This is a genomic window from Kitasatospora sp. NPDC004240, from assembly GCF_053603215.1.
Map to the genome: position 1 here is coordinate 1 of NZ_JBSGFD010000387.1, position 3,392 is coordinate 3,392.

The 3,392-nt window shown below is 75.6% G+C and carries 4 protein-coding genes and 1 pseudogene; 3 read left to right on the plus strand and 2 right to left on the minus strand.

Going from position 1 to position 3,392, the window contains the following annotated elements:
* Positions 1-204 (minus strand): annotated as a pseudogene (locus ACWEQL_RS41680) (CapA family protein); the annotation flags it as partial.
* Positions 205-420: 216 nt separating this feature from the next.
* Between ACWEQL_RS41680 and ACWEQL_RS41685 the strand changes: the two are divergent.
* Entirely contained in the window at positions 421-1,275 is an 855-nt protein-coding gene (locus tag ACWEQL_RS41685) for an SAM-dependent methyltransferase (RefSeq protein ID WP_452156730.1), read from the plus strand.
* Positions 1,276-1,342: 67 nt separating this feature from the next.
* Here ACWEQL_RS41685 and ACWEQL_RS41690 read toward each other — a convergent pair whose 3' ends face one another.
* Positions 1,343-2,224: an Fpg/Nei family DNA glycosylase gene (locus tag ACWEQL_RS41690; RefSeq protein ID WP_452156732.1), complete on the minus strand. Its 882-nt coding sequence runs from the start codon at positions 2,222-2,224 to the stop codon at positions 1,343-1,345.
* A gap of 86 nt (positions 2,225-2,310) precedes the next feature.
* Here ACWEQL_RS41690 and ACWEQL_RS41695 point away from each other — a divergent pair, with 86 nt between their 5' ends.
* Positions 2,311-2,757, plus strand: coding sequence for an SRPBCC family protein (locus ACWEQL_RS41695; RefSeq protein WP_452156734.1), 447 nt, complete (start codon positions 2,311-2,313; stop codon positions 2,755-2,757).
* A 93-nt stretch (positions 2,758-2,850) separates the two neighbouring features.
* The coding region (locus tag ACWEQL_RS41700; protein WP_452156736.1) for a hypothetical protein at positions 2,851-3,392 on the plus strand (542 nt) is incomplete at its 3' end.

A 3,392-nucleotide genomic window follows, 5' to 3' on the forward strand; every position in this document is an offset into this window, starting at 1 on the left:
GGTCGCCGCGGCGGACGGCCCGGCCGAGGCGGTCCGGGCGGCGGCGGGCGCGGCACCGGGGGCGGTGGCATCGGGACCGGGCGCGCCGGGAGCACCGGACGCGTCCGGCGCACCGGATGTGCCGGACGGGTCGGACCTGCCGAACGGATCCGGGCCTGGGTCCCCGCAGCCGGCGATCCCGAGCAGCGACATCCCTGCCGCCATCAGCAGCAATCTCCGCGAAGTAATCTGATGATCTGACAGCATGATGCATGCGTCCCCCGTAGGGCACCGACCGTCCCGGCATCGCTCGAAAGAGTACGCATCACCACCCGGACGGCTCAGCGCCACCCACCCGCCGGACGGCGGACACCGCAGGCCACCCCGGACCGCTACGCTGACCCTCCCCAGTGTGATGATCTGCCTCCAGAGGACGTGGCCATGACGACGAGTCAGGACTTCTCCGACCAGCCCGAGAGCGACCCCGCCGAGCAGAGCCAGTGGGAGCGCTTCGGCGTCGACACCAGCGCCCCGCACTCCGCCCGGGTCTACGACTACTGGCTGGGCGGCAAGACCAACTTCGCGCCCGACCGCGCCATGGGGCAGGCCTTCGAGGAGGCGATCCCCAGCATCCGCGCGATGGCCAAGGAGAACCGCGCCTTCCAGGGCCGGGCCGTCCGCTTCCTCGCCCAGGAGCAGGGCATCCGCCAGTTCCTCGACCTCGGCACCGGCATCCCCACCTCCCCCAACACCCACGACATCGCCGAGGCCGTCAGCCCCGGCACCCGCGTGGTGTACGTCGACAACGACCCGATCGTGCTGGCCCACGCCCGCGCCCTGATGGTGAGCACCCCCGGCGCGCGCACCACCTACATCCATGCCGACCTGCGCAAGCCCGCCGAGCTGCTGGCCGACCCGGCGCTCACCTCCACCCTGAACCTCGACGAGCCGGTGGGCCTGCTGCTGATCGCCGTCCTGATGCTGGTCGCCGACCAGGACGACCCCTGGGGCAAGGTCGCCGAGCTGCGCGACGCGCTCCCCTCCGGCAGCTGCATCGCGCTCACCCACCCCACCCAGGACTTCGACCCGGAGACCGTGGCCAAGGTGACGGCCGCCGCGCAGCAGGGCGGGATGACCCTGGTACCGCGCTCCCGCGAGGAGGTCACCCGCTTCTTCGACGGCTGGGAGATCGTCGAGCCCGGCGTCTCCCCCGTGATGTCCTGGCGCCCCGACGGCGAGGCCCCGGCCGACCCGTACGCCGCCTACTACTGGGGCGCGGTCGCCCGCAAGCCCTGACAGCGGCCGGGGTGGCCGGGCCCGCACCGGCTGCCCCGGCCCCCGGCCCCCGGCCCCCGGCCCCCGACTACTTCAGCAGCCGCGACATCCGGCGGTCCGCCAGTGGCCGGCCGCCGGTCTGGCAGGTCGGGCAGTACTGCAGCGAGGAGTCGGCGAAGGACACCTCGCGCACGGTGTCCCCGCACACCGGGCAGGGCCGCCCGGTGCGGCCGTGCACCCGCAGGCCGCTCTTCTTCTCCGCCTTCAGCTCGCCCGCCGCGAGCCCGCGCGAGCGCTCCACCGCCTCCCGCAGGGTGGTGCCGAGCGCCTCGTGGAGCCGGGCGGTCTCCGCCGCGTCCAGGTCGGCGGCCAGCTTGTACGGGGACATCCGGGCCGCGTGCAGCACCTCGTCGGAGTAGGCGTTGCCCACGCCGGCCAGCACGGACTGGTCCCGCAGCACGCCCTTGATCCGCCGCCGCTCGCCCCGCAGCAGCGCGGCGAAGGCCTCCGCGGTGAAGGCCGGGTCCAGCGGGTCCGGGCCGAGCCGCGCGACCCCGGGCACCTCCGCCGGGTCGGCGACCACGTAGACCGCGAGGCCCTTCCTGGTGCCCGCCTCGGTCAGGTCGAAGCCGTCCGGTGCCGGGGCGCCCGCCGGGTCGGCCAGGTGCACCCGCAGGGCCAGCGGATTGCGTCCGCCCGGGCGGGGCGGCTCCTGCGGCAGCTCGTCCCGCCACCGCAGCCAGCCGGCCCGGGCCAGGTGGATCACCAGGTGCAGGCCCTGGACCTCGATGTCCAGGAACTTCCCGCGCCGGCCCACCGCGCCCACCGTCCGCCCCTCCAGCGCGGTGACCGGCGGGTCGTACGTCTTGAGCGCGCTGATCGCCACCGGCCGCACCCGGGCGATCGCCCGCCCGGTGAGCCGTTCGTCCAGGAAGGCACTGAGCGCTTCGACCTCGGGCAGCTCCGGCATGCGCCCAGTCTCGCGCAGCGGGCCGCGCGTTGCCCGTCCTCGGCGGCGGGGGCAGTCTGGAGGGGTCGACCGGTGGAGGCCCTCCCATGAGCACCCTTGAGGAACAGATCGACATCGACGCCCCGGTCCTGGCGGCCTGGGAGCAGCTGCACCGCGTCCACGACTACCCGCGCTTCGTCGACGGCGTGCGCGACGCCGCCCCGCACGGCCGCAACCTGGCCCACCTGCGGGCCGAGGTCCGCGGCGCCGAGCGGGACGTGGAGACCGAGATCACCGACCACGGCCGCGGCCGGGTGATGGCCTGGCGGACCCTGGACGGCCCGGAGCTGCGCGGGGCCTTCGCCCTGCTCCCGCTGGACGGCGGCCGCACCCGGGTGCAGATCCGCGTCGAGTACGACCCGCGGGAGGTGCACGAGGCCTTCGGCGGCCCGAACGGGTTCGCGCTGGCCGGTGCCATCGAGCGGACGGTCCGGGCGGACCTGGAGCACTTCCGCGAGCTGGTCGAGGAGCGGGTGGCGAAGGCCCGGGCCTGACGTCCGGCGGCCGCGGGTTCCCCCGGTGAGGATCTTCACAAACCGGGCCGGGGCCCGGTGGTTCGGATTTCAACCGTGGCAGACTCGGTACCCATGACCGATCACCCGGCCGGCCCGGCCACCAGGACGCTCCGCGCGGCGGTACTCGCCGCGCTGGTCGTGCTGCTCGCGGGGCTGGGCCAGGTGCTGGTGACCGGGCGGCCGCTGCCGCTCGGCACGCTCGCCGTCGGCTTCGGCGCGGTCCTCGCGGTGGCCCTGCCGCTGACCGGCGCCGAGCGCGGCTTCGCCCGGGTCGCGGCGCTGTTCCTGCCGCTGGAGCTGGGCCTGAGCGCCCTGTTCGACCTGGCCCAGACGACCTGTCCGACCCTGCCGCCCGGCGCCGGCCACGGCTTCGAGCCGCTGCTGTGCGGTGGCGGCTCGCTCGGCGGGTTCCTGCTCGGCCACGGGGTCGCCGCGCCGCTGGGCGTGCTGCTGCTCCTGGCCGTGCACGCGGCGATCGCGCTGGCCGCCGCCTTCGGGTTCTGCCGCGCCGACGCCGCGCTGACCGGCCTCGCCCGCGCCACCGGCACCCTGCACGCGTTCGCGCGGCGCTTCCTGCCGGCCGCGGCCCGCCGGCTGCGGCTGCTCACCGCCCC

Bases quoted from the DNA above. Each gene is read 5' to 3' on its own strand.
- ACWEQL_RS41685 (WP_452156730.1), top strand. From the start codon at position 421: ATGACGACGAGTCAGGACTTCTCCGACCAGCCCGAGAGCGACCCCGCC.
- ACWEQL_RS41690 (WP_452156732.1), bottom strand. From the start codon at position 2,224: ATGCCGGAGCTGCCCGAGGTCGAAGCGCTCAGTGCCTTCCTGGACGAA.
- ACWEQL_RS41695 (WP_452156734.1), top strand. From the start codon at position 2,311: ATGAGCACCCTTGAGGAACAGATCGACATCGACGCCCCGGTCCTGGCG.